The sequence below is a fragment of the Agrobacterium sp. 22-209-1 genome, from assembly GCF_053522485.1.
Genome location: NZ_JBNWCH010000005.1, coordinates 322,393 through 348,764, shown reverse-complemented (window position 1 = coordinate 348,764; position 26,372 = coordinate 322,393). Strand labels below are relative to the sequence as shown.

20 protein-coding genes are annotated in these 26,372 nt (G+C 58.6%); 13 read left to right on the top strand and 7 right to left on the bottom strand.

The window, feature by feature from the left end:
• Positions 1-132: 132 nt before the first annotated feature.
• The 4 genes from ACQZ48_RS14575 to ACQZ48_RS14560 all read left to right on the top strand — a co-directional run bounded on the left by ACQZ48_RS14575 (position 133) and on the right by ACQZ48_RS14560 (position 6,305).
• Complete coding sequence (locus tag ACQZ48_RS14575; RefSeq protein ID WP_137412235.1) at positions 133-2,850, top strand: ABC transporter ATP-binding protein; 2,718 nt, start codon at positions 133-135, stop codon at positions 2,848-2,850.
• Positions 2,851-2,893: 43 nt separating this feature from the next.
• The gene (locus tag ACQZ48_RS14570; RefSeq protein ID WP_077985597.1) at positions 2,894-3,349 is read left to right on the top strand and encodes a cyclic nucleotide-binding domain-containing protein; all 456 of its coding nucleotides are present in this window, start codon (positions 2,894-2,896) and stop codon (positions 3,347-3,349) included.
• 191 nt (positions 3,350-3,540) lie between these two features.
• Positions 3,541-4,401 (top strand): MBL fold metallo-hydrolase, encoded by an 861-nt coding sequence (locus ACQZ48_RS14565; RefSeq protein ID WP_142913006.1) that lies wholly within the window; start codon positions 3,541-3,543, stop codon positions 4,399-4,401.
• Between the two features lie 209 nt (positions 4,402-4,610).
• Positions 4,611-6,305, top strand: coding sequence for an adenylate/guanylate cyclase domain-containing protein (locus tag ACQZ48_RS14560; protein ID WP_269824734.1), 1,695 nt, complete (start codon positions 4,611-4,613; stop codon positions 6,303-6,305).
• 34 nt (positions 6,306-6,339) lie between these two features.
• On the opposite strand, the gene ACQZ48_RS14555 is transcribed toward ACQZ48_RS14560, so the two are convergent.
• Both ACQZ48_RS14555 and ACQZ48_RS14550 read right to left on the bottom strand, forming a co-directional pair.
• On the bottom strand, positions 6,340-6,822 hold the full coding sequence (locus tag ACQZ48_RS14555; RefSeq protein WP_077985552.1) for a class I SAM-dependent methyltransferase: 483 nt from the start codon (positions 6,820-6,822) through the stop codon (positions 6,340-6,342).
• A gap of 4 nt (positions 6,823-6,826) precedes the next feature.
• Positions 6,827-8,167 carry a nucleotide sugar dehydrogenase gene (locus ACQZ48_RS14550; RefSeq protein WP_165691376.1) on the bottom strand — a complete coding sequence of 447 codons (1,341 nt, stop codon included), beginning with the start codon at positions 8,165-8,167 and terminating at the stop codon, positions 6,827-6,829.
• 127 nt (positions 8,168-8,294) lie between these two features.
• On the opposite strand from ACQZ48_RS14550, the gene ACQZ48_RS14545 reads away from it, so the two are divergent.
• Both ACQZ48_RS14545 and ACQZ48_RS14540 read left to right on the top strand, forming a co-directional pair.
• Complete coding sequence (locus ACQZ48_RS14545; RefSeq protein ID WP_173990206.1) at positions 8,295-9,392, top strand: glycosyltransferase family 4 protein; 1,098 nt, start codon at positions 8,295-8,297, stop codon at positions 9,390-9,392.
• Positions 9,389-10,132, top strand: coding sequence for a polysaccharide deacetylase family protein (locus ACQZ48_RS14540; RefSeq protein WP_077985550.1), 744 nt, complete (start codon positions 9,389-9,391; stop codon positions 10,130-10,132). Before ACQZ48_RS14545 ends, ACQZ48_RS14540 begins: the two co-directional genes overlap by 4 nt.
• Here ACQZ48_RS14540 and ACQZ48_RS14535 read toward each other — a convergent pair.
• On the bottom strand, positions 10,124-11,086 hold the full coding sequence (locus tag ACQZ48_RS14535; protein ID WP_173990208.1) for a glycosyltransferase family 32 protein: 963 nt from the start codon (positions 11,084-11,086) through the stop codon (positions 10,124-10,126). The two genes, ACQZ48_RS14540 and ACQZ48_RS14535, sit on opposite strands and share 9 nt — an antisense overlap.
• A 211-nt stretch (positions 11,087-11,297) precedes the next feature.
• On the opposite strand from ACQZ48_RS14535, the gene ACQZ48_RS14530 reads away from it, so the two are divergent.
• From ACQZ48_RS14530 to ACQZ48_RS14500, 7 genes are all read left to right on the top strand, one after another.
• Complete coding sequence (locus tag ACQZ48_RS14530; RefSeq protein ID WP_191217252.1) at positions 11,298-13,190, top strand: ABC transporter ATP-binding protein; 1,893 nt, start codon at positions 11,298-11,300, stop codon at positions 13,188-13,190.
• Positions 13,187-15,088, top strand: a complete 1,902-nt coding sequence (locus ACQZ48_RS14525) for an ABC transporter substrate-binding protein (RefSeq protein ID WP_191217251.1) — start codon at positions 13,187-13,189, stop codon at positions 15,086-15,088. Before ACQZ48_RS14530 ends, ACQZ48_RS14525 begins: the two co-directional genes overlap by 4 nt.
• Position 15,089: 1 nt before the next feature.
• Entirely contained in the window at positions 15,090-16,088 is a 999-nt protein-coding gene (locus tag ACQZ48_RS14520) for an ABC transporter permease (protein WP_077985547.1), read from the top strand.
• Positions 16,085-17,260, top strand: coding sequence for an ABC transporter permease (locus ACQZ48_RS14515; protein ID WP_077985546.1), 1,176 nt, complete (start codon positions 16,085-16,087; stop codon positions 17,258-17,260). The genes ACQZ48_RS14520 and ACQZ48_RS14515 overlap by 4 nt, the downstream gene beginning before the upstream one ends.
• Positions 17,261-17,332: 72 nt before the next feature.
• The gene (locus ACQZ48_RS14510; RefSeq protein ID WP_137412242.1) at positions 17,333-18,541 is read left to right on the top strand and encodes a glycosyltransferase family protein; all 1,209 of its coding nucleotides are present in this window, start codon (positions 17,333-17,335) and stop codon (positions 18,539-18,541) included.
• Positions 18,542-18,584: 43 nt separating this feature from the next.
• Positions 18,585-19,832: a glycosyltransferase gene (locus ACQZ48_RS14505; protein ID WP_165691374.1), complete on the top strand. Its 1,248-nt coding sequence runs from the start codon at positions 18,585-18,587 to the stop codon at positions 19,830-19,832.
• Positions 19,829-20,980 carry a glycosyltransferase family protein gene (locus tag ACQZ48_RS14500; protein WP_191217250.1) on the top strand — a complete coding sequence of 384 codons (1,152 nt, stop codon included), beginning with the start codon at positions 19,829-19,831 and terminating at the stop codon, positions 20,978-20,980. Before ACQZ48_RS14505 ends, ACQZ48_RS14500 begins: the two co-directional genes overlap by 4 nt.
• Here ACQZ48_RS14500 and ACQZ48_RS14495 read toward each other — a convergent pair.
• The 4 genes from ACQZ48_RS14495 to ACQZ48_RS14480 all read right to left on the bottom strand — a co-directional run bounded on the left by ACQZ48_RS14495 (position 20,946) and on the right by ACQZ48_RS14480 (position 26,345).
• Entirely contained in the window at positions 20,946-21,686 is a 741-nt protein-coding gene (locus tag ACQZ48_RS14495; RefSeq protein WP_142912998.1) for a copper homeostasis protein CutC, read from the bottom strand. The genes ACQZ48_RS14500 and ACQZ48_RS14495 overlap by 35 nt on opposite strands.
• Before the next feature lie 26 nt (positions 21,687-21,712).
• Entirely contained in the window at positions 21,713-22,918 is a 1,206-nt protein-coding gene (locus tag ACQZ48_RS14490) for an MFS transporter (RefSeq protein ID WP_191217248.1), read from the bottom strand.
• A gap of 61 nt (positions 22,919-22,979) precedes the next feature.
• Positions 22,980-24,413, bottom strand: a complete 1,434-nt coding sequence (locus ACQZ48_RS14485) for a M81 family metallopeptidase (protein ID WP_191217247.1) — start codon at positions 24,411-24,413, stop codon at positions 22,980-22,982.
• A gap of 12 nt (positions 24,414-24,425) precedes the next feature.
• Positions 24,426-26,345 (bottom strand): beta-N-acetylhexosaminidase, encoded by a 1,920-nt coding sequence (locus ACQZ48_RS14480; RefSeq protein WP_191217246.1) that lies wholly within the window; start codon positions 26,343-26,345, stop codon positions 24,426-24,428.
• Positions 26,346-26,372: the final 27 nt, after the last annotated feature.

The following is a 26,372-nucleotide window of genomic DNA, read 5'->3' as shown; positions in this document are numbered from 1 at the left end:
TTGAATATACTGATAAATAGCGAGTCCCATACCTATTTGCAGGAGGAGGTTGCTCCACCCAGCCGCAGGATCGTCTAGACACCGCGCAAACCAACACCCCGGGCCACGCCCGACAGGTCATAGAAGTTTTATATGGAACAAAGCCTTACGCGTTATATCTGGTCGCACACGAGGCGGCAGCAGCTTTTCATTCTGCTGATCGTGGCTCTATCGATGATTCCCTATTTCCTCGCCTTCGATCTGCCCAAGCAAATCGTCAACGGCCCAATTCAGGGGGATGGTTTCGAAGGGGCGAATGCGACGCAACTTTTCATGCATCTCACGGTCGATATTCCCTATTGGGGCACTGTGACATTATTCCCCGGGCTCGAACTCGACCGCATGTCGATGCTGATGGCGCTAAGCCTGACGTTTCTTGCGCTTGTTATCGTCAACGGGCTCTTCAAATATTACATCAACACATATAAGGGCCGCCTTGGCGAACGGCTTCTGCGACGTATCCGCTTCGAGCTCATAGACAAGATTTTGCGTTTCCCGCCCTCGCATTTCAAGCGGGTCAAGGGCGCTGAAATCTCCAGCATGGTGAAGGACGAGGTGGAGCCGCTCGGCGGCTTTACCGGCGACGCCTTCGTGCAGCCGGCCCTTCTCGGCGGCCAGGCGCTCTCTGCGCTCTTCTTCATTCTCGTGCAGAATTTCTGGCTGGGCCTGATCGCGGCTTTCATGGCGGCGATCCAGGTGGGTATCATTCCCAAAATGCGCCGCCGCCTCATCGAACTCGGCCGCCAGCGACAGCTGAGCGCCCGCCAGCTGGCCGGACGCATCGGCGAAATGGTCGATGGCATCGGCACGATCCATGCCTATGACACGTCAAATTACGAGCGTGCGGATGCCTCACACCGGCTCGGCGACATTTTCAAGATCCGTTACGATCTCTACCAGTGGAAGTTCCTGGTCAAATTCATCAACAACTTCCTCGCCCAGCTCACGCCCTTCTTCTTTTATGCGCTTGGCGGTTATCTGACCCTCAAAGGCAGCCTTGATGTCGGGCAGCTGGTCGCCGTCATCAATGCCTACAAGGAATTGCCGGGGCCGCTGAAAGAACTGATTGACTGGGATCAGGCGCGTCAGGACGTGCAGGTGAAATACGAGCAGGTCTTCGAGCAATTCGACGCCCCGAACATGATCGACGAAAAGGTGCAGAAACTGTCTCCCGGCGCAGTCGCGGCGATCACCGCCCCGATCGTCGTCGCCAATCTGACGCTCGAGGACGATAGCGGCAGCCGGCTTCTGGAACAGGCATCGCTGAAGGTCGAGCCGGGCGAGGTTATCGCCATCGTCGGCGGCTCAGGCGCCGAAGCGCTGGCGGATGCAATCGGCCGCACGCTCTGGCCGACCTCGGGCAAGATCAGCATCAACGACGTCGATATATTGGAACTGCCGGAATCGCTGACCGGAAGACGCATTTCCTATGTCTCCTCGGACAGCTATTTCTTCCACGCCAGCCTGAAGGACAATCTGCTTTACGGCCTCAAACACGCCCCCCTTGCGGACAAGAACTATGAGGGCGCCGCGTTGGAACACCGCAAGTGGGAAATCCGTGAAGCCAGGATGGCGGGCAATCTGCTGATCGATATCAACAGCGAATGGATCGACTACGCCTCAAGTCCTGCAGGTGATGGCAAGCCGGAGAATCTCATCCAGGCCATTCTGGCCGTCCTCGACAGCGTGGAACTGTCGCAGGATATTCTCGAATTTGCGCTGCGTTCGTCTATCGATCCTTTGACCGACCTGCATCTTGCCGCCCGCATGGTGGAACTCAGGCATGTCCTGCGCACCGAGCTGGAAAAGGAAAATCTGAGCGGTCTCATCGCACCTTTTGAACTGGAGAGCTATAACAGCGAGGCGACGGTCGGCGAAAACCTGCTGTTCGGCACCATGCGGGACTCCTCCCAGACAATCAGAACCGTCATCGAGAGTGACTATTTCCGTTCGCTGATGCGCGAAACCGGCCTCGTCAAAACCCTGTTCGAAATGGGCTACACGATTGCAGAGAACATCGTGGAAATCTTCGCCGACCTGCCGGGAGACCACCCTTTCTTCCAACAGCTCACCTTCATGACGCCAGACGACATTCCGGTCTATCAGCAGATGCTGCAAAGACTTCAGGGAAAGGGTTTCGACGAGGCCAATGAAAGTGAAAAGCGCGCAATGTTGCGGTTGAGCTTTTTCTACATAGAACCTCGCCAGCGTTTCGGCCTGCTGTCACCGGAAATCATGGAGCGGATCGTCGAAGTCCGGCACATGTTCCACGAGAACCTGCCCGACAGCCTGAAAAACGTAATCGAAATCTACGATCCGACCAAATATATGAGCGCCACCAGCCTGCTGGACAATATTCTCTTCGGCAAGGTCAGTCACCGCTATACTGACGCCTCGCGGCGCATCACCCGCATTGTCGCAGATGTCATGCGCAAGCAGGGTGTCTATGAACGTGTGCTGGCCGTGGGGCTGGACTTTAACCTCGGCGCCGGCGGCAAGCGCCTTGGCCCGCTGCAACGCCAGAAACTCAACCTTGCCCGCGCATTGATCCGCAAATCCGATTATTACGTCTTCAACCGCCCCCTCCCCGGCCTCGACCCCCGACAGCAGGAAGAAATTGTCGAACGGGTCATCACACTCCTGAAACAGAACAACAATAACCCCTCGATCATGTGGGTTCTCTCGAATGCACATCTTTCACGCATGTTCGAGCGGGTGATCGTTGTTCACCAGGGCCTGATCACGGCTGACGGAAGTTACGAGACTCTCGCCGAGGAAAACGGTACATTCAAGGACATGGTCGCGACATAAATCCAAGAATGTGACCGAGGTGGAACAAGAACAGGGTAAGGCAATGCTGTTTAAAGACGAAATTCAGATGTTGAAGAGGGTCCCGTTTTTTTCGGAAATGGAACCGTCCAAACTCAAGCTGCTCGCATTCGCATCCGACCGGGTGTCCTATCACGCCGGGGATATACTATTCCGCCAGGGAGATGTCGGCGATGCGGCCTATGTTCTCCTGACCGGAAAAGTGGATGTTCTGGTCGATTCTCCATCGGGCACACTGAAAGTAGCTGAAATGACCGGTAACGCCATTGTCGGCGAAATCGCCATCCTCTGCGACAGCGTCAGAACCGCAACCGTTCGCGCCTCCACCAATGTCGAGGCTCTGCGCATCGGAAAAGAGCAATTTTTCAAGCTCATGTCAGATTTCCCCGACATCACAATCAAGGTCATGCGCGTTCTGGCGGAACGCCTCACCCAGACGACGACCGAACTGACCAAAGCACGGGCGAGCGCCAAAACATAACCAACAATTCCTTGCTACCGTGAATGGCGATATTGGAAAAATAAATGTCGTACTATTGCAATATAAATGAAATGCTGACTGAATAAGGGGTAAAGGCAGCCGCTCCTACGAGGGCGGATAATAAGAATCTATAGAGACAACGGGCTTCATGGGAGGAAGCGTGCAAGATTCCGTTGTTATTGGGGTGTGCTATGGCGTTGGATTCCGACACAACACGTCGGGAAAGTAATAGAAATTTTCGGGTAAAGATCTGGGGTGCGCGGGGAACGCTTCCTGTTTCAGGTGAAAACTTCCGAAAATACGGCGGGAATACCATCTGCATTGAGGTGAGATGCGGCGATCACGTTCTTTTGTTCGATGCGGGTTCGGGCTTGCATCCTGCCGGCCTTGCTCTGCGGGCGGAAGGCATTACTGACGTCAACCTGTTTTTCTCGCATTGCCATTACGACCACATTGTCGGCTTCCCCTATTTCAAGCCCTTTTATAACAGCTCCAACGATGTCGCCATCTGGTCTGGTCACCTCGCTGGCACCATGACCACCCGGGAAATGCTCAAGGACTTCATGAGCCCGCCTTGGTTCCCCGTGCCGCTGGAAATTTGCTGCGCAAAAATCGACACGCGGGACTTCATGCCGGGTGACGTGCTCGATGTGCATCCCGGCCTTTCGATCAGGACCGGAATGCTCAATCATCCAGGCAACGCCATCGGATACCGGTTGGACTGGGAAGGAAAGTCCCTCGCCATCATCACCGATACCGAACATGAGCCGGGCAGCATCGACGAAACTGTGCTCGATCTGATCAGGGACGTCGATCTTTTCCTTTATGATGCCATGTTCACCGATGAGGAAATGGGCCTATACCGTGGTTACGGCCATTCCTCCTGGCAACAGGCGATCCGCCTCGCCAAGCTTGCAGGTGCAAAAAATGTCGGCTTCATCCATCACGCCCCAAGCCGCAGCGACGAAGAACTGGATAATATCGAAAAACAGGCGAAAGCCGAGTTCAGCGGTGCGTTCGCGGCCATGGACGGGCAGATCATAGTGCTTTGACGCAATCTGGCTCCGGCTAAGTCAACTTGCGAGACCGCCTTCTCGAAATCCTGATTTCAATATCCTATGCGACGCGGGCATTTGAACACGCACAATTGACCGTTCCCGATCGATTGCTCCACGATATTGCCACGAGACGGCCTGCAATAAGGGTGCCACCACTTACGACATGATGATTCTGCGCCGAATGACCACATGATGGGATTTGCATGATCCGTTTCTTTTCGGAGACCAATTTGAGACGCGCCCGGATTTTATCCGGCCTCATCATATTTGCTTTCGTATTTTCCCACCTTTTCAATCACTCCCTCGCACTCATCTCCATCGATACCGCCGAACGGGCGCGAAAATGGTTCAGCCTGATCTGGCTCAATCCCGTCAGCAGCCTGCTTTTTTACGGTTCGGTCGTGCTGCATGTCTGTCTTGTTCTACGCTCGCTTTATTTGCGCAGAACACTACGAATGCCGCTCCGCGAAGCACTTCAGGTCATCTTCGGTCTGTCTATCCCGTTCCTGATCATCGGCCACGCCGTCAATATCCGTGTGTCGCATATGCTTTATGGCATTGATGTCGGCTATTATTCGGTCATCCGCAGGCTGTGGATCAACAACCCAATACAGGGCGCCTGGCAAAGCCTCGCCTTGATCGTGATCTGGGTCCACGGATGCATTGGCCTCTATTTCTGGCTGCGTTATCGAGACTGGTATCCGCGAATAGCCGGGCTGTTCATGACGGTGGCCGTGATGCTGCCGCTTCTGGCGCTGCTGGGCTTCAGCGATGCCGGTCGATGGCTGGCTGAAATAGACAAAAAATACGCGCTTCCGCCCGGACTTGTCGACAATACGATTCAAAAGGACGAGCTGCCACTGCAGCGGGAAATGGAAACACGGATCCGTTTCATCACCGGCACAGCGGAGACGCTGTTCGTCGGCGCGGTGATGCTGGTCTTCGCCATGCGTGGCGTACGCAGCTTTCGGCAACGATTGACGGCGATAGAAATCCGCTATGAACACGGCGCGCAGGCGCATGTGCCGGCTGGCCTCAGCATTCTGGAAGCGAGCCGCCTTGCCGGAATTCCGCATTATTCCGTCTGCGGCGGCAAAGGGCGCTGCTCAACCTGTCGTGTCAAGGTTCTGAACAGCAAAGGCCCGCTGCCGCCACCGGGAGACATTGAGCAAACTACATTGAGGCGCATCCATGCCGATTCCGATGTCCGGCTCGGCTGCCAGCTACGCCCCACCAGCGATATTGATATCGCGCTTCTCGTTTCGCCGCCCCAGCAGAGCGACCTGCCAGCCGATGCACAACCGGCCCGCCCCGGCCGGGAAGAAGAAATAGCCATACTCTTTTGCGATTTGCGCAACTTCACCACGCTTTCCGAAGCGAAGCTGCCCTATGATGTCGTCTTCCTTCTGAATCGCTATTTCACCATCGTCGGGCAGGCGGTAGAGCAGGCGGGAGGCCATCTCGACAAATTCATCGGCGATGGCGCCATGGCGCTTTTCGGACTTGGCGAGGACGCGGAACATGCCTGCCGCAAAGCCATGAAGGCGGCCGCAACCATATTGCGGGATATCGCAATCCTGAACGAGGGGCTGGAGAAACAATTCACCGTCCGCCTGGAAGTCGTCGTCGGAATTCATTCCGGTCCGAGCATCGTCGGCGTCATGGGATATGGCGCGGCCAAAACCCTCACGGCCATCGGCGATACCGTCAACGTGGCAAGCAGGCTCGAATCCAAGGCCAAGGAATTCGGCGCCGCCATCGTTGTTTCCGAACCGGCCATCATTCAGGCGGGACAGGAGATTGCCGATCTCAGAAGCGAAGAAATCGCCATCCGCGGCCGCAACTCGCAAATGAAGGTCTTCCTGCTCTCGAAAGAAGAGAGCGAGCGCTATTTATGAGATAGCCCAGACACGAGTGTCGGAGCGTCCAATCTCAAATCTTGCGATACAGAAAATAGCGGTCCGTCGGTACGCTTGCCGGCACCGGCAAAGGCTTCAGCATGGGATGATCCAGAGGCAAGCCGCTGACCGCAATGCCGCCTTTCGCCAGCATGCCCGCCGCAAGATCGGGCAACCATGTGAGGGTGACAGCATCCTTTTCCGGATAACCCGTGCCGATATCGGCATGCACGAACGCCGCTTCCTTGCCAATGAAAGCTGGAGCGGTTTGCGATATTTCACCGATCACCAGATCTTCCTGCACCGGAACGGAGGAAGCGTGCGCACCCATGGCCCTGTCGAAAGCGACAATGCGGCGGTTGGGAAACAGCTCCCGCAGATGGTTGAAAGTGCGCCCGTTGCCAAGGCCAATTTCCATAAGCGCGCCTTCACCCGGCAGATCAAGATCAGCTGCAACATGGTTGAGAATATCCCGCTGCGCGGTCAGCCGGCGGATGAAACTATCGAGTCTGCTCATATTATCAGGCCTTGATGATGTGTTTTGCAGCTATATCCCGACGCGCGAAAACATTTCGCGTGTCAATGATAAGCGGCGCCCATTCGCTTAGAGCGGCATAATCGACGTTGTCATGGTCGGTCGCAACGAGAACGGCGTCGAAAGCGCCGATCGCCTCCCTTTCCCACGGCACGGATTTCATGCCCATCAGATGGCTATACTCCCGGGTTTTCGGGATTTCTGCAACAAAGGGATCGAAGTAGGCCGCTTCGCCGCCACGCTCCTGAATAATCTCGATGAGCTTCAGCGAGGGGCTTTCGCGAATGTCAGGCACATTCTTTTTATAGGCGAGCCCGACGACCAGCACCTTCGAGCGGCTGAGCGCCTTGCCGGAATGAATATCGAGCGCCTCCGCGACCCGCCCGATGACATGACGCGGCATGCCGGTATTGATCTCTCCGGCCAGCTCGATGAATCGCGTCGGCAATTCATATTCACGCGATTTCCAGGTGAGATAGAACGGGTCGATCGGTATGCAATGGCCGCCGAGACCCGGACCGGGATAAAACGGCATGAAACCGAACGGCTTGGTCTTCGCCGCATCGATCACTTCCCATATGTCGATGCCCATTGCCTCGTAGACGACCTTGAGTTCGTTGACCAGCGCGATATTCACGGCCCGGAAGACGTTTTCGGTAATTTTTACCGCCTCGGCCGTGGCGTTTGTCGAGACGGGGACGATCTTTTTGACCACCGAACCGTAAAATGCCGCCATCAGCTTTCCGGCCGCCTCGCCATCGCCAGCGACAACCTTCGGAATGGTCGAGGTCTCGAAATCGCGATTGCCGGGATCTTCCCGTTCAGGTGAAAAGCCGATGAAGAAATCGACGCCGGAGACAAGCCCGGCACTTTCCAGAATGGTCTTTACCACCCCGTCAGTCGTACCGGGATAGGTGGTCGATTCCAGAACCACGAGCTGCCCCTTGCGCAGATGGGCGGCAATATCGCGGCAGGTCTTTTCGACATAAGAAAGGTCCGGCTCGCGATATTTCGTCAGGGGCGTGGGCACGCAGATGGCGATGACATCGCATTCGGCCAGCTTGGAGAAATCCGAGGTGGCGACAAAACCTTCATCCTGTCTCACACTCGCCAGAACCTCATCGGAAACGGCCTCGATATAGCTGCGGCCGGCCTCGATCGCGGTAATTTTGCCGGGATCGATATCGAAACCGACAACCTTGAAACCGCCCCTGGCGATCGTCATGGCAAGCGGCAGACCGACATAGCCGAGGCCGATCACCCCCGCTTTGGCGCTTTTGTTTTCAATACTGGAAAGCAGGTTCCGGGAGATGTCTGGGGAAGTCAAAGCGTGTCACGCTCCGCGCATGTGCAAAAGATGCCTCTCAGTTGGGCAAGAATGACGGACCTGTCAAGGCTCGGGCCTTTCAAATTCCGGTTGACGCGCGAGCCGCCGGCAACGCACAACCTTCGCCATGAAGATCGCCTTTTATGCGCCGCTCAAATCTCCCAACCATCCGGTTCCCTCCGGCGACCGGCTGATGGCTCGCCTGTTGATGAAAGCGATGACGATTGGCGGTCACGATGTTTCCGTTGCCTCGGAATTGCGCAGTTTTCTGAAACAGGCGGATGCCCCGGCAAGAGTCTTGCTCGCCGATGAGGCCGAGCGGGAAATCGAGGTCATCACGCGACGCTGGGAGCGGGAGGGCGTGCCGGATCTCTGGTTTTGTTACCACCCCTATTACAAGGCACCGGACTTGCTTGGACCGGAACTGGGCAGACGTTTCAGCATCCCCTATGTCACTGCCGAAGCGTCCTACTCGCCGAAGCGAAATGGGATGGGATGGCAGGCGGTCCAGGATGGGTTGCTGGCCGCATGGAACGCCGCCGCCATCAATATCTGCTTCACCGCACGGGATCGTGAAGGCCTCTTGCGGGCCTCGCCCGCCCTTCGCTGGGCCATGCTGCCACCTTTCATCGATGCCGAGGCCTTTCTCAGAAACTCACCCCAGCCGACACCTGCAAGGCTCATCACCGTCGCCATGATGCGGGCGGGTGACAAGCTCGACAGCTACCGCGCCCTTTCCGAAGCGCTCGCCCTGTTGCCGCAGGATCTCGACTGGACGCTGGATATCGTCGGCGACGGACCGGAACGCACGGCCGTGCAGGCCATATTCAGCGCGTTTCCCAATCGCCGTCTCGTCTGGCACGGGGAAAAAACCGCGACCGAGATCGCCATGCTTCTTTCAAAAGCCTCTCTCTATGTCTGGCCGGGCCATGGCGAGGCCTATGGTCTCGCCTATCTCGAGGCGCAGGCTGCCGGCCTGCCCGTTGTGGCCGAAGAAGTGGCTGGCGTCCCCGAAGTGGTAAAATCCGGCGCCACAGGATTACTGACACCAGAAAATGATAGAGCCGCCTATGCCGACGCGATTAAAACCCTGCTCGGCGACGACACACAGCGCAAAGAACTGGCGCAGGCGGCCCGGCAGTTCGTCAGGAATGAACGGTCTCTGCAAACCGCCGCAAAAGAACTGAACCATATACTGCTGCAAGCAAAGGCGCGAACATCATGAGTCTGGAAAAACTCGTTGCGGCACTCGACGAATGCGGGCGGCGCGGCATATCCGCCGATCTCTGGCTCCGCGACGACGATGCGGTGGAGCCGACGCCTGCGCTCGACACGTTGCTCGATCTTTGCGGCGGCTTTTCCGCTCCGGTCACGCTCGCGGTCATCCCCGAGATGACGACCGATAAGCTCGCACGGCATCTGGATGTGTCGGACATTGCCCAGGTCGCCGTGCATGGCTGGTCCCATACGAATTATGCCAGCGAGAAGGAAAAGAAACAGGAACTCGGATCGCATCGCGATCCCGCTGTCGTTCTCGATGAATTGCAATCCGGCCTGGATAAACTCCACGACCTGCATGGCGGGCGTTTGGTGCCGATGCTCGTGCCGCCGTGGAACCGCATAGATCCCGGTATCGTGAAGGCACTCGCGGGCCTCGGATATCGCGCCCTATCCGTTTTCGGGCCGGAGAAAAGCACCTTGCCGCCCTGCCTGAACACCCATGTCGATGTGATCGACTGGCACGGCAGCCGCGGTGGCCGCGACGACGACGTGCTCTTTGCGGAAACCGCCGCCCGCATCCTGATGACCGCCGAAAACGGCGGCACGACCGGCATCCTCACCCACCATCTCGTCCATGATGACAATGTCTGGCGCTTTCTGAGACGGTTTTTCAAGGTGACCACCGATCATCCCGCCGCCCGCTGGCGCTCTTCAAGAGACCTCATCGACGAAATCTCACCATGATTTCCAGGCAATCAGCAACCCGCTCGCCTCGGTAGAAAGTTCCCGCCTGACCGCTTCCACCGCCTCAAAAGGCGCGCGATCGGGAAGGGACGCGGCAACGAACCCCGCCGGCGCGAGGCTGATGCTCCCTGCCCGGGCGATGACGGTGAAGATCAAGGGGCCGGTCGACCACCAGGCGGGCGCGCGCGGCAGGTCTTCGATAATTCCGGGGAAGGCTTCCAGCATCCTGCTGAAAACAGGATGTCCGGCAGGCGCTGCTATGAAGGAATTGGCAAGCAGCATGCTACCCTGCCCCGTGTCCCGCGGGGTTTTTTCGTCAAACGCCGTCAGCCCCGTCAGAGGCAGGAATGTATCGAAACTCGCGTCGTCCCGTGCCGGATACCAGTCGCAATCGAGATAGATTCCGCCAAACCGCTCCAGCAGCATATAACGGGCCACATCCACCGCGCCCGGATAATCGCCCTTTTCCAGCATGATTTTGAAGACGCCGTTGGAAAACACGCCTTGCCGCTCAAGATCGGCCTCCCGCCAGAGCCGATAGCCGTAACCGTGGTTCGAAGCGTGGGCGGCCCATGCCTCAACCGACACTGGCGGAGCTTTCTCCCCGATCCATATCTGGTGGATGAGCCTTGGCACATCTTCACGGCTTTTGACACTGATCGCGCGACGGTCTTGCGTGGAAAACCGCGCATATTTCTCCAGCACCTGCGGCGGTGGAACCAGCGTATATTGATAACCGATCTTGGCGATCACATCGCCCTCGGCTTTGGCGAGGCGCAGCCTCGCCGCATGCAAGCGGCGCGGCAGGCCGAGCACCGTCCGCTCACCCATCAGGTGGCTGTCCTTTGCTGCAACCAGCGATAAGAGAAGCGCATTGGCTTCTACATACTGGCCGCCATTTTGCAACTGCCGGGCTTTATCCAGCTGGGCGTCGTAATATTTCTTGTCGGACATGGACCCTCATCCAGAAACGCACGTTAACATATCGCCAAACAAAAGGCGTCAGGCAAGCCGTCGTGTTTCGGAAGCCGGCTTCGAATTTGCTAAACAATTCGATGTTTCAGAGGCATAGACAGACAACAAACCCTGCGATAACGTTGATTTAAGCCCTCCTAAGCAAATTGTCACAACGCAACGATAAAGAGACGGCAAGGAACCCTTTGGCATGAGCGCAGGCGCAGATTTGCTCCGTATTGAAAATCTGCAGGTCTCGTTTTCTCTCATGGGCGGCACCATCAATGCCGTCAGGGGCACAAGCCTTCGCATTCTTCCGGGGAAAGTCACAGCACTCGTCGGCGAGTCCGGTTCGGGAAAATCCGTCATCGGCCAGACCATCATGGGCATCCATCCCAAGACGGCGCGTGTGAATGGACGCGTGCTATTCACCGATCCGGAAAATGCCGCGGCCGGCCCTGTCGATCTGCTGCAATTGCCGAAGGACGGCCGAGAAATCCGTTCGATACGCGGAAATCGCATCGGCCTGATCTTTCAGGAGCCGATGACATCTTTTTCGCCGCTGCACACCATCGGCAACCAGATCGACGAGGCGCTCAGGATTCACAGCATCCTGTCACCGGCCGAACGCGCGGAAAAAATGCATGAAACGCTCGACCTCGTGGGGTTTTCCAACCCCAAGAAGGTCGTGAACATGTATCCCTTCGAGCTGTCGGGCGGCATGCGCCAGCGCGCCATGATCGCCATGGCGCTGATCTGTCGTCCCGCACTTCTGATCGCCGACGAGCCGACAACGGCGCTGGATGTGACGATACAGGCACAAATCCTCAAGCTGCTGCGCGATCTCCAGAGCCGGCTGAACATGAGCATGCTGCTCATCACCCACGATCTTGGTGTAGTCGCCAACATCGCCGACGAGGTCGCCGTGATCTATCAGGGCGAGATCATGGAGGCCGGAACCGTCGACGATATTTTCAGGGCACCAGCCCATCCCTATCTCAAGGGCCTCATGGCGGCCGTGCCCCATTTCGACATGAAGCCCGGCGAAAGGCTGAAGGCGCTGCGCGAAATCAACATCGATCACGAAAGCCTCGTCGGCAAAAAGACGGCCGCATTCAATAAAACTCCCGGCCCCCTCCTGACCGTGAACAATATCAGCAAGACCTTCACTACCCGGAAATCGAGCTGGTTCAGCAAAGGCGCCGCCAACGCCACCAAGGCTGTCGACAGCGTCAGCTTCGAAATCCGACGTGGCGAATGCCTCGGACTGGTCGGCGAAAGCGGGAGCGGCAAAACCACAGTCAGCAAAATCCTCATGCGCGCCGTACGCCCGGATGAGGGTTCGGTGACCTTTCACCGGCCTGAAGGCGACATCGATGTCCTCAATGCCAGGGATGGAGACCTGAAAGAGCTGCGGTCGAAGATACAGATGGTCTTTCAGGACCCGATATCCTCGCTGTCTCCGCGCATGACCGTGGGCAACATCCTGAGCGAACCCCTGGAAATCCACGGGCGGGGTGACGCGAAATACCGCGCGGAGAAAGTTCGCGGTCTCGTCAGGGCCATCGGGCTTGGAGAAAGTGCGCTCAACCGTTATCCCCACAGTTTCTCGGGCGGACAGAGGCAGCGTATCGGCATCGCCAGGGCATTGGCGCTCGGCCCCGAACTTCTCATCTGCGACGAACCCGTTTCCGCCCTCGATGTCTCCGTACAGGCGCAAATCCTCAATCTTCTTAAGGATTTGCAGCAGGATCTCGGGCTGACCTATCTCTTCATTTCGCACAATCTCGCGGTGGTGGACTATATGGCCGACCGCGTGGCCGTGATGTGCGAAGGCCGTATCGTGGAACTGGCGCCGCGCGAAATCCTGATGCGCTCTCCGGTTCATCCCTATACCAAATCCCTGCTGGCGGCCGTGCCTTTCCCCGATCTCGACCGCCCGCTCGATTTCCGCACCATCGGCAAGATTAGCGCGACGGGCAAATTCGACTGGGGTAAACAGTTTCGTGACGAGGGTGATGGCGACATGATTTCCGCCGATCTCGGCGAAGGCCATTTCGTCCTTGCAAACGGCAATGCCGATATCCGGGAGCTTCGCCCTTGATCACGCGTCGCACCACCCTTGCCCTCTTGGCTTCCGTCTTCCTGCCGGCCTATGCGCGGGCCGCCTACACCGACCCCAGCTATTTCAAGGAAAAACGGGAAAAGGGTGAATTGCCCGACGTGGCCGAGCGCCTGCCGAAAAACCCGCGCGTCATTGACATGAAAGCGCTTGGCCGCGAGCCGGGAAAACATGGCGGCTCGGTGCGTATGCTCATTGGCGGCCAGCGCGACATTCGCCTGATGCCGATCAGCAGCTATGCCCGTCTTGTCGGTTATGACGAAAAATTCGAACTGCATCCGGATATTCTCGAAAGCTACGACGTTCAGGAAGAACGCATCTTCACCTTCAAGCTGCGCGAGGGCCACAAATGGTCCGACGGCAGCGATTTCACCTCCGAGGATTTCCGCTATTTCTGGGAGGACGTCGCCCTCAACAGGGAAATCCACAAGGGCGGCCCGCCGATCGAACTTCTGGTCAACGAGAAGCCGCCGCTTATCGAAGTCATCGACCGGCAGACGGTGCGCTACACCTGGGATGGCCCCAATCCGGATTTTCTGGCGAAACTCGCAGCGGCCTCACCGGCGCGGCTGTTCCTGCCCGCCGCCTATATGAAACAGTTCCACATCAAATATCAGACGGCGGAAAAGCTCGCCAAGCTGATCAAGAAAAACAAGACGGATGACTGGAGCGGGCTGCATATCAAGATGTCGCGGCAGGTGCGGCCCGAAAATCCCGATCTGCCGACCCTGGATGCCTGGCGCAACACCACCGCGCCGCCCTCTGAGCAGTTCGTGTTCGAACGCAACCCCTATTACCACCGCGTCGACGAAAACGGCCTGCAGCTGCCCTATCTCGACCGTTTCCTGCTCAACGTCACCTCCTCCGATATCATCTCGGCTAAGACGGCATCGGGCGATAGCGACCTGCAATATTTCGGCCTCGATTTTGCCGACTACACCTTCCTGAAGGATGCCGAAAAGCGGTTCCCCCTGAAAGTCAATCTCTACAAGCGCTCCCAGGGCTCACGCATCGCGCTTTTGCCCAATCTCAATTGCGCCGACGCGGTCTGGCGCAGCGCTTTTCAGGATGTGCGCGTGCGCCGGGCGCTGTCGCTCGCGATAAACCGGCACGAAATCAACATGGTCTGCTTTTACGGGCTGGCAAAGGAAAGTGCCGATACCGTGCTCCCGGAAAGCTCGCTTTACCGGCAGGAATTTGCCGATGCCTGGAGCGCATTTGACCGCGCAACCGCCAACCGGCTGCTAGATGAAGCCGGTCTCCACAAGCGCGATGACGCGGGCTTGCGCCTTCTGCCCGATGGCCGCCCGGCTTACATCATCGTCGAGACGACAGGCGAAAGCACGCTCGAAACCGACGTGATGGAACTGGTGACGGATCACTGGCGACATATCGGTATTGCGGTTTCCGTCCGCCCCACCCAGCGCGATGTCTTCCGCAAGCGCGCCATGGGCGGCGAAGTGCTGATGTCCGTTTGGATGGGCATGGACAACGGTGTTCCGACACCAGACATGCTGCCTTCCGGCCTCGCCCCCACCGGCGATGACCAGCTGCAATGGCCGGTCTGGGGTGTGCATTATCTTTCGGGCGGCCGCGAGGGCAAGGAGCCCGATCTGCCGGAGGCGGCGCACCTGCTCGATCTGCTGAAAAAATGGCGCAGAAGCGTCACCGAGGAAGAGCGCGAGGCCATCTGGCTGGAAATGCTGGAGATTTATACGCAGCAGGTATTTTCCATCGGCATCGTCAACGGCGCGCTGCAACCCGTCGTTCACGTCAAACGCATGCGAAACGTGCCGGAAAAAGCGCTTTTCGGTTACGAGCCCACATCCTATCTCGGCGTCTATATGCCGGATAGCTTCTGGTACGACGGAGACGCCTGATATGCTGCGGTATATTTTAAAGCGCGTCCTCGTCATGATCCCCACGCTAATCCTGATCTCGATGCTGGTTTTCACCATCATCGAGCTGCCTCCGGGCGATTATTTCGAAAGCTATGTCGCCGAGCTGCGCGCCATGGGCGAAACGGCAAACCTTGCCGAAATCGAGGAGCTGCGCACCCGTTACGGTTTCGACCAGCCGGCGCCGATCCGTTATTTCCGCTGGGCAACCGGCATGCTGGTCGGCGATTTCGGTTATTCCTTCGAATATCAGCTGCCGGTCAGCGATGTGGTGGGAGACCGCCTGTGGCTGACGGTGCTCGTCTCCTTCGTCACCATCATCGTCACCTGGCTTATCGCCTTCCCGATCGGCATCTACTCCGCCACGCATAAATATAGCTGGGGCGATTATGGCCTCACCTTCCTCGGCCTGCTCGGCATCGCCATTCCCAACTTCATGCTGGCGCTGATCCTGATGTATTTCGCCAATATCTGGTTCGGCATCTCCATCGGCCATCTGATGGACCGGGAATATCTGAACCAGGCGATGAGCTGGGCGAAGTTCAAATCGATCCTCGAACATATCTGGATTCCCGTCCTCATCATCGGAACGGCGGGCACCGCCGGCATGATTCGCCGCCTGCGCGCCAATCTGCTCGACGAATTGCAGAAACAATATGTGGTCACCGCCCGCGCCAAGGGGCTGCACCCCTTCAAGGTGCTGACCAAATATCCGCTGCGCATGGCGCTGAATTTCTTCATCTCAGATATCGGTTCGATCCTGCCCGCTATCATATCAGGCGCGGAAATCACCGCTGTCGTCCTATCACTCGAAACCACTGGCCCCATGCTCATCAGGGCGTTGCAGAGCCAGGATATGTATCTGGCCGGTTCGTTCCTGATGTTCCTGGCATTCCTGACGGTGATCGGCGTTCTGGTGTCGGATATTGCCCTTGCCATACTCGACCCGAGAATCCGCTTCGGAGGTGGTAACGTCAAATGACTTCATCCATTCCGAAACCCGGCGAAACGCTGCCCCATTACGTCTCGACCGCACCCTTCGATCCTTCGCTGATCGAACCCAACACATCTGGAATGGCCGCCTTCAGCAAGGCCTCGCAGCTGCGCCTCATGTGGTGGCAGTTCCGTCAGCACAAGATCGCCGTGTGGTCCGGCGTCTTTCTGGTGGTGCTTTATCTTTCGATCCTGATCTGCGAGTTTCTGGCGCCCTATAATCTCCACACCCGCAATATTGAGAATATCTACGCCCCTCCGCAGGCCATTCACCTGTTCAATGATGGAAAATTTGTCGGCCCCTTCGTTTACGGCCGGGAAATGACGCTCGACATGGACAATCTGAGACGGATCTATCGGGATGTCCCGACGGATATCCAGCCGCTGCGTTTCTTCTGCAAAGGCGATACCTATCGCTTCTGGGGCATGTTCGAGGGCAGAACCCATCTCGTCTGCCCAGCGGAGGGTGGTGAATTGTTCCTGCTCGGCACGGATCGTCTCGGGCGTGACGTGCTGTCGCGCATCATCTATGGTGCGCGCATTTCGCTGACCATCGGCCTTCTCGGCGTCGCCATGAGCTTCGTTCTCGGCATTGTGATCGGCGGTCTGGCGGGCTATCGCGGCGGCACGTTTGACCTGATCGTCCAGCGCATCATCGAAGTGCTGCAATCCATTCCCAGCATTCCGCTGTGGCTGGCGCTTGCCGCAATCATGCCGGTGACCTGGAGCCCGATCCTTGTCTATCTCGGCATCACCATCATTCTCGGCATGCTGGACTGGACGGGCCTTGCACGCGCCGTGCGCTCGAAACTTCTGGCGCTTCGCGAAGAAGACTATGTTTTGTCTGCACAATTAATGGGTGCCGGCACGCCGCGCATCATCGGCAGACACCTTATTCCCGGCTTCATGTCACACTTGATCGCATCGGCCACTCTGACGATTCCCGGCATGATTCTCGGCGAGACCGCCCTGAGCTTCCTCGGCCTCGGTCTCAGACCACCGATCACAAGTTGGGGAATTCTGCTCACGGAGGCGCGCAGCGTCAGCGTCATTGCGCTATATCCATGGCTTCTCATCCCGACGATCCCGGTCGTTCTCGTCATTCTGGCCTTTAATTTCTTCGGTGACGGACTACGTGATGCTGCGGATCCCTTCAGATAAAATGGAACACCCTTTGATAAACTGCCCTTCCGCCATCGCCTTTTTTGTGAAAGGCAAAAAGAGGTGTGGCCCATGACCTCCCGTTTGAACGACGCGCGTATTCTCATGTACAGCCACGATTCCTTCGGGCTCGGGCATCTGCGGCGGTGTCGCACCATCGCGCATGCTCTGGTGGAGGATTATCGCGGCCTCAACGTCCTCATCATTTCCGGCGCGACGATTGCCGGCGCTTTCGATTACCGCGCCCGCGTCGATTTCGTGAAAATCCCGAGCGTCATCAAGCTGCGCAACGGCGAATATACGTCCATGGACAGGCATATCGATCTTCAGGAAACGCTGAAGATGCGCCGCTCCATCATCTACCACACCGCCGAAAGCTTCCAGCCGGATATCTTCATCGTCGACAAGGAGCCCATGGGCCTGCGCGGCGAGGTGGAGGAAACGCTTGCCTATCTCAAGGGACAGGGCACCAAGCTCGTCATCGGCCTGCGCGACGTCATGGATGCGCCGCAGTTGCTCGAGGCGGAGTGGAAGCGCAACAATGTCATGACAAAGATCGGCCAGTTCTATGACCACGTCTGGATTTATGGCCCACCCGATTTCCACGATCCGCTGACGGGACTCGACGTTCCGCACACCGTCCGCGACAAGATGGATTTCGTCGGGTTTCTGCAAAGGTCCAAGACCCAGGCCGAAACCGTATCGCATCGGCCGGAAGGCGATTATCTTCTCGTCACCACGGGCGGGGGCGGCGATGGCAGCGAATTGATCGACGACGTCATCAACGCCTATCGCCATGACAGCGAACTGACGCACAAGGCGCTGGTGGTGCTCGGCCCCTATATGCCAGCGGATCAACGCCAGCGCTTCATGAGCAGTGTTGCCGACATTCCGCATATCGAGATCATCGAATTCGACAATCGCATGGAAGATCTCGTCGCCGGCGCACAGGCCGTCGTCTCCATGGGCGGATACAACACCGTCTGCGAGATATTGTCCTTCGACAAACCCGCCCTCGTCGTACCGCGCACGGTGCCGCGCGAAGAGCAGCTTATCCGCGCCAGTCGCGCCTCGGAGCTTGGTCTTTTCGACATGCTTCTGCCGGAAGATGCCGAAAACCCGGCAAAAATGGCCGCGGCTCTGAAAGCCCTGCCGCACCGCGCGCCGCCCTCCGTCAATGCGTGCGGGCTGAAGCTGGACGGTCTTGAAAACATATCGCGCCGGATAGCCGAATGGCTGCCGCCCGAAAGCGATAAGGCACCGATTACGCTCTCCGCGTGACCGGTTCCCCGACAAACACGGCTTCAAAAGAGACACGCGCAACGTGACCGATACAAAAAAAATCGTGGTGCTCCTCAAGGGCTATCCGCGCCTGTCCGAGACTTTCATCGCCCAGGAACTTCTGGGACTGGAGAAGGCCGGGCTGAAGCTCGAACTCATGTCGATGCGCCGTCCGACGGATAAAAAGCGCCACCCCGTTCACGATGAAATCCGCGCGCCCGTGACATACTTGCCGGAATATCTGCATGAGGAGCCGCTACGGGTTTTGAAGGCGCTTTGGGCGTGCCGCGGGAAGCCGGGCTTCACCAAGGCGCTTCGCCGCTTTTTCAACGATCTGCCGCATGATCTCAGCCGCAATCGCTTCCGCCGTTTCGGGCAGGCTGCGGTGCTCGCGCATGAATGGCCTGAAGATGCCGAATGGCTGCATGTCCATTTCATCCACACCCCCGCCTCGGTCGCCGCCTATACTCACCTCATCACCGGCACGCCCTGGACGATTTCAGCTCACGCCAAGGACATCTGGACCTCCAGCGACCGCGACCTTGCCGCCAAACTGCAAAGCGCGCGCTGGGCGGTGACCTGCACTGCCGGCGGCTTCCAGCATCTGCAAACCCTTTCCGGGGCCCGGCGGAATGTGCATCTGAGCTATCATGGCCTCGATCTCACCCGTTTCCCGCATTTCGACACGTCGCGAACGGCAAGAGACGGTTCAGACGCCAAAGATCCGGTGAGGATTTTGAGCGTCGGCCGGGCGGTCAAGAAAAAGGGCATCGATATTCTCCTGCGTGCGCTCGCCTCGCTGCCGCAGGATATGCATTGGCGCTTCACCCATATCGGCGGCGGCGATGAACTGGGCGGACTGAAGAAACTCGCAGACGAACTCGGCGTCGCCGACAGGATCGTCTGGACCGGGGCCATGGACCAGAAACAGGTGCTGGAGAACTATCGCGAAGCGGACCTCTTCGCTCTAGCCTGCCGCATCACCAGCGATGGCGACCGCGACGGCCTGCCAAATGTGCTGGTCGAGGCCGCGAGCCAGGCGCTGACCTGCATCTCCACCAATATTTCCGGGATACCGGAGTTTTTCGTCAGCGGTCAAAACGGCCTGCTGACGGAACCGGAAAATCCGGCCGCTTTCGCAGAGGCGCTGCGCATGGCCATCACCGATCCGCAATTGCGCCAGCGTCTTGGCAGCGCTGCGGAAGACCGTGTGCGCACCGCCTTCGACCATCGCACCAGCATTATCGAGCTGAAGGCCTTGTTCGAGAAAGAGTGGGAAAAAACGCCATGACCGATACGGAAAAACGCCCCTGCGTCTTCTTCTACGTCCAGCACCTTCTCGGCATCGGCCATATCGCCCGCGCCAGCCGCATTGCCAACGCCCTTCAGGCGAACGGTTTCGATGTCGTGCTGGTCACGGGCGGCACGCCTGTTCCGGGCTTTCCGGGCGAGGGTATCCGCCATGTCGAATTGCCACCCATCGCCGTCAGCGACGGCAGCTTTGCCGGCCTGGTCGACAGCTCCGGCAAACCGGTGGACGACGACTTCAAGAGGCTGAGAACCGATATGCTGATCGGGGCCTATCACGGCGCCAAACCCGATATCGTTATCATTGAAGCCTTCCCGTTCGGCCGCAGGCAGGTGCGTTTCGAATTGCTGCCGCTTCTCGATGAGATAGAAGGCAGCGAACCGCGCCCGCTCGTCATGGCGTCGCTGCGCGATATCTTGCAAGAAAAGACGAAACCGGGACGGGATGAAGAGACCGTGTCGCTGGTTAAGAAACATTTCGATGCGGTGCTCGTCCATGGCGATCCGGATTTTGCCCGGCTGGAAGACACTTTTCCCCTCGCAGGCGAGATCAGGCAGCGCATCGTCTATACCGGCCTCGTCGCTCCTCTTCCGCCGCCGGAACCGGCGGAAAAATTCGATATCGTGGTTTCCGCAGGCGGAGGCGCCGTTGGCGCCGAACTCATCCGGGCTGCTCTCGAGGCTGCCCCTCTACTGGATGGCATCAAGAACTGGTGCCTCGTGACCGGTCCCAACATGCCGCAGGCGGATTTCGATGCAATCTCGGCGCAGGCGGCGGGCAATGTGTCCGTCTTCCGTTTCCGCAAGGATTTCGCAAGTTTGCTCGCCGGCGCACGGCTTTCGATTTCACAGGCCGGTTACAACACCGTCTGCGATATTCTTCAGGCAAAATGCCGCTCGCTTCTGATCCCCTTCGCAGCCGGAGGCGAAACCGAACAGAGCGCCCGCGCCGAACGGCTGGCGCGGCTGGGGCTGGCGTATGTGCTGGAGGAGAAGGATATTTCGGCGCAAGCGATGGCCGATACCATCAAGACGGCATTCTCCCTACCGGCGCCCGGCACGATCGCGCTCGATCTCGATGGCGCGGCCGGAACAGCTAGAGCGCTGCGCCGCCTTTATGATGAGCGGTGAGGATCGTCTTCAACTCGCGAACCGCCGCCTCATCGGTAATCTTGCGCCCTGCGCCGGTGAAACCGAGCTTCGCCACCCTGCTGTCCGGATCATAGGATGGAACGGCGGAACAGGATGCGTGGATTTCCGTTATCGGAAAGCGATCCAGCAATGTCTGAACGCTCTGCGGACGCACCCCGGCGCCGGGCATGATGACGATGCGGCTTGCCGCCGTCTCGGACAGGTGGGCCAGAGCCTCAATCCCTTCAAGCGCCGAACGCGCCCCGCCTGAGGTGAGAATTCTTGAAAACCCCAATGCGATGGCGGCTTCCAGCGCCTCTTCCATGTCAGGCACGACATCGAAAGCCCGGTGCAGCGTAACATCCAGCCCGTCGGCATGACGACGCAGTTCTTCAAGCAAGCCGATATCGAGCGAACCATCGCCACGCGACGCGCCGAGCACCACACCGGAAAGGCCGGCGGCACGCGCCGCGTCGATATCGCGTTTCATCACATCCGCTTCGTCGCGGGTGAAGACAAAATCACCGGCGCGCGGCCTGATCATGACGCTCACCGGCAACCCGCAGGACGCCGCACGCTGCATGAAACCCGCCGAGGGCGTCACACCGCCGCCGGAAAGAGCCGCACAGAGCTCGATCCGATCAGCCCCGCCGCTGACCGCCGCTTCCAGACCGGCGACATCGTCCACGCAAATTTCGAGAATCATCGTAACCTCTTTCATTTGAGTGGCCGTTACCTGCGGCGGCCGTTTCCATCAAGCGCGTAAAGCATATAAACGCCGCCGAGCCCTACGATCGCCCCCAATATGGAGGTTCCCGAATAGCTGGAGACCAGGGTTCCAACGGCAAAAATCAACGCGCCCAGACCAGCGCCGAGGAAGATATTGACGGCGATCAGCGAGCTTCCGAGTCCCGGCCGGTCCGCGATCAGTTCCTGCAGATAGGTAATTGGAATGCTGATGATCGCGGCGGCACCCAGTGCACTGATGACCGTTTGGGCGTAGATATGCCACGGCGCTGAAGCAAGCCCCTGCAGAATGAGATAGATGGCGTAAAGCCCCGCTCCCGCCGCAAGTGTCAGCGTCTGCGGAACCTTCTTCTCGATCCAGCCCCACAGGAGAATGAAGACGATTTCCAGCGCAGCGACGATACCCGCAACAATGCCGATATCCGCCACCGTGCCCTTGGCCTGTCCGGTTATGATGAGCGAGCGCACGGAATCGTTGAGATGCAGCATCGAGCAGATGAGCGCAATCGCGATGATCCGGAGCAGCACCCGCCGCGATCCGATTTCCGCAAGCGAGGCGCGCAGGCCGAACCGCGCTTCGGTATTTGCCGATGCCGGCGTGGCGGCCCGCGGCAGGCAGAAGGCGACAAGCAGAAAGCAGACAAGCGCGCAGATGCCCGAAAACAGGAAAGCCATCAGCATATTGCCGGAATTCACCAGAAAAACACCGACAATGCCCGGCACCAGCACCCAGGAAAGCGAGATGGTTGCCCGCATGATCGAATTCACCGCGATCATCTCACCCGTCGAAAGGTTGCGCGCATCGGCGCGCACATGGGCGAAGATCAACGAATTCATCGCTCCGAAAATCGGCAGAAGCACCAGCTTCGCGGCGACGAAGGCGGTAGTGTTGCCGGCCAGATAGACCAGCAGATAACCGCTGACGCCGAAGAGCGCGATATAGAGCATTGGCTTGCGATATTCACCCAGCCTGTCTGCGACGATGCCCATCAACACGCTGGCGCTGACATTGATGACGGCAGCAAACAGCATCAGCAGCGAATAGACGCTGTTGCTCAGTCCTATTTCGCGAATGCCGATAACCGCCTGATAGGGGGCGGTCGCCGCATTCGAAAACCCGAAGAACAGGATGGCGAGCGCCCCGATGCGGATCGACGGATTGTTGATGACGATGGAAAGAGCCGACGGCATGGATATTCGCCTGAGATGATCCGGCAGGGCCGGATCGCTGGGTAAAGCTACCGGACCGCTGTCATCGCCAGCGGGCCGAAAGGATGGGCTGAGGGGTATAATCGAAATGCGGCTTCCATGGGTACAAATCGCCGTCCCGGCGGCGATTGGGAAGATTTTCGATATCCTGATTGATGACCCCTTCCGTCAGCGCCATGAGGTTGGGATTGGCGATAGGCGCAAGCTCCGGCGAAAGATAACCGGACTTGACGACCAGTAACCGCACCTCCTTTGGATTAAAGCCGAGACGAGTGAAATCGGAGATCATGTGATAAGGCCTGCGCCGCGCCGCCAGAATGACCGTGACGCCGCCGATGGCGACCACTGCCTGACGCTGGTCAGCAGCACCTGGGTCGTCCAATTTCACAACACGGGCCGCGACGGTCACGGACTGGCTCTGCGGATCGAGACTGCCGCCGATCTTCAGGGAAAGGCTCGCACCTTCGCCGGCCGCAAAACAGGCTTCGACCGCCGGCCTGTCGGTGATGCCGCCCAGCAGCGCACCCTGCCAGTTGCGCGCAATCAGCGCGGCCAGAACATCGGCGCGATCGCCAACCCCACCACCGGTCGGGTTGTCGCCGGAGTCGGCAAGAATGATCGGTCGGCTGGTCGTCTTTTCCGCAATATCCATGATGGCGTCGAGCGGCTCCGTCACAGGCCCGAAACGAAAATCCTGCCGGGCATTCCAGTAGGATTGCGCAATCTCGGCCGCGACCGCCTGTGCGGCCGCTTTGTCCGTTCCCGTCACCACGGCGCAGGCCGTCGCCCGGGGTTCGTCCGCCCAGACGTAGCCGATCATGAAATTCGCATCCCATATGCCGGACCGCGCATCGTAATCAGGCAGCACGGCATAGAGGCTTTTGGCGGGTTCATCCTCCGTGGAGGTTTTTTCACCCGGCAGCAGAACAGGGATTTTCGCCCAGGTCACGCCGGGTCTTTCTCCCGACTTCAGAGCCTTGAGCAACATCGTCCATGCCCGCACCATCGTCTCGCGCACATCGATATGCGGCGCGGTTCGGTAGCCGGCAAAGATATCCAACTGATCGATAATCGTCTGGCTGACATTGCCATGCAGATCATAACTCGCGGCGACCACGACATCCGGCCCGACGACGGCGCGGGCGCTTGAAATCCAGTCACCTTCCGCATCGTCCATGCCTTCGACATTCATCGCACCGTGCATGGCGAGATAAAGCCCGTCCAGCGGCAACGACGCCTTCAGGCGTTCGAGGAACTCCCGCTTGAAAGCGTCATAGGCCACGCGTGACACCGGACCACCCGGCACCGCCCGCGCATGCAGAAGCGGCAACACGTCCGCCCCGCCTTCTCCGAGGAAACTGAAATACTCAGCCTCCAGCATTTCGGCGCCGCGAAAGACGCGAAAATCCTGCTCGCCCATCAGCACCGGCGAGTAGGTGCTGCATTCGGTATGAATTCCACCCACGGCAATACGCATGTCGGTTTCCCCTCAATAAACCGGGTTCAAGGGGACGATGGCCGCAAAACGCAACCAGTCCTTTTGCGCCCTTGGCGTCCACGCCGCCTCGGCAATCGCTGGCAGACGGGGGAAAACCAGATGGTTGAAATAGGCGCGATTGAGGAAATGTTCGGACCAGATGCAAGCCTGAACGCCCTTCATCCGCTCCTTCAACTCCTCGGGAAATTCGCCAACGGCTTCATAGGCATAAGTATGCGAAGGCGGAACGGTGCCGGCCCAGCTCGCCCCCGGCTCCTGCCAGGCTTCATCCTGCACCATGTCGAGATAATAGGCCTGACCCGGGGTCATCACCACGTCGTAGCCCTGCTTTGCAAGCTCACGGCCGACTTCCGGCTTCTGCCATGCCATCAACAATGTTCCGGCCGGATCGACGCCACCACCATGGGAAACTTCGTCCCAGCCGGCAAGCTGGCGGCCGCGCTCATGCAGCATGCCCTGTATGCGCTTCATGAAATAGGACTGAATGCCGAAGGTGCCGTCGAGCCCTTCCTTTTCCATCAGCGCCTTGGCAAGCGGCGAGGCCAGCCACGACCCATCCGCAACCTCATCGCCGCCAATATGGATCAGCCGCGACGGGAACAGCTCCACCATCTCGTCGAATATCTTGCCGAGGAATTCATAGGTCGGCTCTATCGCTGGGTTGAGTGCATTGTTCGGATATCCCTGCACAGAGCGGTAGCTATCCGGCGCTTCCTGCCCATCCGTCAGCTCCGGATAGGCCACGAGAGCCGCCGTGCTGTGGCCGGGAATATCGATTTCCGGCACGATTTCGACGTTCAATGCCGCCGCATGCGCGACAACCATGCGCACCTCATCCTGCGTGTAATAGCCCGACACCGGCTCAGCCCCGTTACCGAGCTGCGGCAGGAGCGGCGCATCCGGGCCGCGCGTGGCGCCGACGGTGGTCAGCAGCGGATAGGCCTTGATTTCGAGCCGCCATGCCTCGTCATCCGTCAGGTGCCAATGGAAGCGGTTCATGCGCAGCCATGCGAGAATATCGATAAGCCGCAGGACATCGCCTGTCGGATAGAATTGCCGCGAAACATCGAGGTGGCAGCCACGCCAACTGTAACGCGGCGCATCGCTGATGGTGCCGGAGGCCGGGAAACGGAATTTCGGATCGATGCGCGCACCATGCAGCAGCTGCGCCAGAACCGTCAGACCATATTGCAGGCCGGCAGCGGCCGAATATTCCACGACAACGGCTTCTTTGGAAAAGCTGAGGCGATAACCTTCCGCTTCCAGTCCGCTATGCTGCTTGAAACGCAGCGGTTTTCCCTCGTGAACCGGCGCGAGGCTGAAAGGCACGTGGCCGACGGCAAAAAGCCGGCGGAACAGCGAAAGCACGGTTTCCACCGCAAGCACTTCTTCTGCGCCCGCATCTTCCGCCGGGAAGAGCGCGACGGGAAAACCCTCACCCGGTTCTGCATCGATTTCAGCGGGCCATGGCTGGATCGAAAAGGGCAGATCGAGCTTGCCCTCCGGAAGCAGCACCGGCGCCGGCTCGCTGTGGCGTCCATCCATCATCAGGTCACCGACATCGACGGCGCGATGTGTGCCATCGGCAAGACTGATATAGGCAGATTTCGCGCCGTCTGTGCGATGTCGGGCGGACCGCAGCAGGCCATCGACGGTGAAGCACCAGGATTTTCCGGACTCCAGCACAAAACCCGGCGGCGGTGCAAATTCATGGAAATTGGCATTGCGGCGCAGATAAACGGCATTGTCGCACGTAGGTTTGTCTACCGTCCGCGTCAACGACGTGTAGACGATGCGAAAATCCTTCAGCGGCTCGCGGGAAAGATTGACCAGCGTGAAGGTGAAGCCGCCGGATGCGGAGTCTGCGAGCGGATGCCACGAATTTTCAAGACGATACTGTGCGAGCGCCATGATGCTCCCCTTTATTGCGCATTGAAC

What these genes read in the sequence shown, in the direction of transcription:
- ACQZ48_RS14575 (WP_137412235.1), top strand. Translation starts at nt 133, where the DNA reads ATGGAACAAAGCCTTACGCGTTATATCTGGTCGCACACGAGGCGGCAG.
- ACQZ48_RS14570 (WP_077985597.1), top strand. Translation starts at nt 2,894, where the DNA reads ATGCTGTTTAAAGACGAAATTCAGATGTTGAAGAGGGTCCCGTTTTTT.
- ACQZ48_RS14565 (WP_142913006.1), top strand. Translation starts at nt 3,541, where the DNA reads ATGGCGTTGGATTCCGACACAACACGTCGGGAAAGTAATAGAAATTTT.
- ACQZ48_RS14560 (WP_269824734.1), top strand. Translation starts at nt 4,611, where the DNA reads ATGATCCGTTTCTTTTCGGAGACCAATTTGAGACGCGCCCGGATTTTA.
- ACQZ48_RS14555 (WP_077985552.1), bottom strand. Translation starts at nt 6,822, where the DNA reads ATGAGCAGACTCGATAGTTTCATCCGCCGGCTGACCGCGCAGCGGGAT.
- ACQZ48_RS14545 (WP_173990206.1), top strand. Translation starts at nt 8,295, where the DNA reads ATGAAGATCGCCTTTTATGCGCCGCTCAAATCTCCCAACCATCCGGTT.
- ACQZ48_RS14540 (WP_077985550.1), top strand. Translation starts at nt 9,389, where the DNA reads ATGAGTCTGGAAAAACTCGTTGCGGCACTCGACGAATGCGGGCGGCGC.
- ACQZ48_RS14535 (WP_173990208.1), bottom strand. Translation starts at nt 11,086, where the DNA reads ATGTCCGACAAGAAATATTACGACGCCCAGCTGGATAAAGCCCGGCAG.
- ACQZ48_RS14530 (WP_191217252.1), top strand. Translation starts at nt 11,298, where the DNA reads ATGAGCGCAGGCGCAGATTTGCTCCGTATTGAAAATCTGCAGGTCTCG.
- ACQZ48_RS14520 (WP_077985547.1), top strand. Translation starts at nt 15,090, where the DNA reads ATGCTGCGGTATATTTTAAAGCGCGTCCTCGTCATGATCCCCACGCTA.
- ACQZ48_RS14515 (WP_077985546.1), top strand. Translation starts at nt 16,085, where the DNA reads ATGACTTCATCCATTCCGAAACCCGGCGAAACGCTGCCCCATTACGTC.
- ACQZ48_RS14510 (WP_137412242.1), top strand. Translation starts at nt 17,333, where the DNA reads ATGACCTCCCGTTTGAACGACGCGCGTATTCTCATGTACAGCCACGAT.
- ACQZ48_RS14500 (WP_191217250.1), top strand. Translation starts at nt 19,829, where the DNA reads ATGACCGATACGGAAAAACGCCCCTGCGTCTTCTTCTACGTCCAGCAC.
- ACQZ48_RS14495 (WP_142912998.1), bottom strand. Translation starts at nt 21,686, where the DNA reads ATGATTCTCGAAATTTGCGTGGACGATGTCGCCGGTCTGGAAGCGGCG.
- ACQZ48_RS14490 (WP_191217248.1), bottom strand. Translation starts at nt 22,918, where the DNA reads ATGCCGTCGGCTCTTTCCATCGTCATCAACAATCCGTCGATCCGCATC.
- ACQZ48_RS14485 (WP_191217247.1), bottom strand. Translation starts at nt 24,413, where the DNA reads ATGCGTATTGCCGTGGGTGGAATTCATACCGAATGCAGCACCTACTCG.
- ACQZ48_RS14480 (WP_191217246.1), bottom strand. Translation starts at nt 26,345, where the DNA reads ATGGCGCTCGCACAGTATCGTCTTGAAAATTCGTGGCATCCGCTCGCA.